The 2,414-nt window shown below is 61.6% G+C and carries 3 protein-coding genes; all 3 read right to left on the bottom strand.

Features of this window, described 5'->3' with window-relative positions; translation table 11 throughout:
- A partial coding sequence (locus BG52_RS01105) for a DUF92 domain-containing protein (protein WP_144340692.1) occupies positions 1-393 on the bottom strand: 393 nt, incomplete at its 3' end.
- 16 nt (positions 394-409) lie between these two features.
- A complete protein-coding gene (locus BG52_RS01110; protein ID WP_036580792.1) occupies positions 410-1,186 on the bottom strand; it encodes a glycerophosphodiester phosphodiesterase in 777 nt (258 codons plus the stop codon).
- Positions 1,187-1,473: 287 nt separating this feature from the next.
- On the bottom strand, positions 1,474-2,414 hold a 941-nt coding region (gene hemG / locus BG52_RS01115; protein ID WP_036666640.1), incomplete at its 5' end, for a protoporphyrinogen oxidase.

Below are 2,414 nucleotides of genomic sequence, written 5' to 3' on the forward strand. Positions count from 1 at the left end.
AGCCATCACGCCGACGAACGCGAACTGCAGGGCCGGCTCCGGCCATAGCGCGTAAGCGGCGCACAGGGCAAGGCCGAGCCCACCGTTCGCCCACACCTGACCCGCATCCCGTCTGCCGCTTTTTGCATAGTTCGCCTCCGCCTCGGCTTTGGCGCGATGCCGTTTTTTCCATTTCGACCAGAACGTCGATGAGATGAAAAACGCCAGCAGCGTACCGAACCAGAACGGCCCGCCCAACACGATGAAAGCCGTGCCCATCAGCACCGCCGACCACGCGCCGGACGCGGACAACGAGGATTTGCGGTAGGCGATCCATCCGACAAAGCCGCTGCCGGTCAAGCCGAACACCAGTCGCAAGGCGGCCTCCCCAAGGCCCCAATCCGTTATAACCATCGCTCTCCTCTCCCGTTTATGTCGCGCCTCTGCCGAACAGCCGCTTGAACCACCCTGCGAGGGGCTGTTCGCCGAACGCGGCGCCATAACGGTCCGGGAAATTCGTGCATATCATGATGTCCGGGCTGATGGCCACAAGACGACGCATACGCTGCGGGTCGTTCACCGTCCAAGCCATAACCTCCAGCCCGGCTTCCCTGTACAGGGCCATACGCTGGCGGTTCAGATAGGTATAGCCGATCGACAGAAACGACGCGTCCAGTCTTCTCAGCTCCTCCACGAGAAAAGCCGGCGCCCCGTCGATGATCAAACCGGTCTTCACTTTGGCAGACAGCTTCCGCACCTTTTGGAGCGCCGTAGGATCGAACGAGGTGATGACCGTTTCTCCTTCGACTCCATGCCCGCGAAGAAGATCGACGACCGCTTTCTCCAATCGCGGATAACGGCCTCCGTACGTTTTCAATTCGATATTCAGGCGGCACCGGCCTTTGGTCGCCCGTATGACGTTATCAAGCAACGGGATCGTCTCGCCGGCGAATTCGGAAGAGAACCATTTACCGACATCCATCGCAGTCAGCTGCGCGGCGTCGTAATCGGCCACCTTTCCTTTTCGTTTGGCCGTGCGCTGCAGCGTTTCGTCATGAATGACGACGGGTATCCCGTCCCGCGACAGCTGGACGTCCAGCTCAATCCATTCGACGAACGGGAACGACATTGCCTTCCTCATCGCGGCCATCGTGTTTTCCGGCGCCAGGCCGGACGCTCCGCGGTGCGCCACGCATCTGTTTTTCAATCCTTTACCTCCGTCCGGCTTCGTCATTTGGCTGTAATCCGACCTTCATTGTCGATCGCAGCGTGGAATGACAGGCTCTCGACCCGGTTTGATCCGCTCCGGCATCGATATAATGGCGCGCCAGATTTTTCTGGCGCTCGTCCGGGTAGTCTGCTTTTTCCGTGCCCAATGAATGCACATAAACTTTCTCCGGACGCAAAGACCGCGTATATGGGAAAGTTATGTTTAAGGGCACGGAGTTATGACAGGTATAATAGGGACGGCCAGCTATGTCGGCCCGGCGTCGGCTAGTCCAGCAGCTCCGCAACCGCCGAAAGCGCAGTTTCCTTGCCTTGACGGATGCAGTCGGGCAGGCCGATGCCGTCGAATGCGGCACCTGTCGCCCAAACGCCGGGCAGCGTCTCGGCCAATTGCAGCTTGAACGCCCGGCTGCGCTCGACATGCCCTACGGGATACTGCGGCATCGAACGCCGCAGCCGGGTTACCTCCGTGAACAGCGGCTTGGCCCTGATCCCCAAAATTTCACGGATGTCTTGGAGTACGATCGCCGACAACTGCTCATCGGGCAGTTCGACCGTGTCTTCGTGCCCGGCCCGTCCGACATAACAGCGCAGCAGCACCTTGTCGGGCGGACTCGTATGCAGCCATTTCGTCGACGTCCAGGTGCAAGCCGTAATGTGCCGCCCTTCCGTACGCGGCACAAGAAAACCGGAGCCTTCGAATTCGAGGCCGAAGGCTTCCTTGTCGAACGCGAGCACCACGTTCGCCACAGATACGTAGCGTACGCTCTCCAGCATCGACACATCGAGATGCCCCGAGAGCAGGCGCGCGGCATCGAACGCCGGCGTCGTGACGATGACGGTGTCCGCCTGCACCGTCTCGCCGCTGTCGAGCCCGACGGCGTAGCGCGCGCCTTCCGCCTCTCCGGCATCGGCGGCCTGGTCGATAACGCGAAGCGAGGCGGCACGCACGCCCATCCGCCGATCGGCAGCAGCCAGCTCGCGGTCAAGCGCCTCGACCATCGAGGACAGGCCGTTCTTGAACGTCAGGAACGTGACGTTCCCGAACCGGCCGCCCGTTCCCGCTTGCGCGGAGGACGCCTTCCGGCTGCGCCGCATCCCGCGGATAAGGCTGCCGTGTTTGCGCTCGGCCTCGCGGAACTGCGGGAACGTCGCCTGCAGACTCAGCTTGTCGAGCTCTCCTGCGTAAATCCCCGCAAGGAGCGGCT

This window comes from Paenibacillus darwinianus (genome assembly GCF_000598065.1).
Classification (GTDB): Bacteria; Bacillota; Bacilli; order Paenibacillales; family Paenibacillaceae; genus Paenibacillus_I; species Paenibacillus_I darwinianus.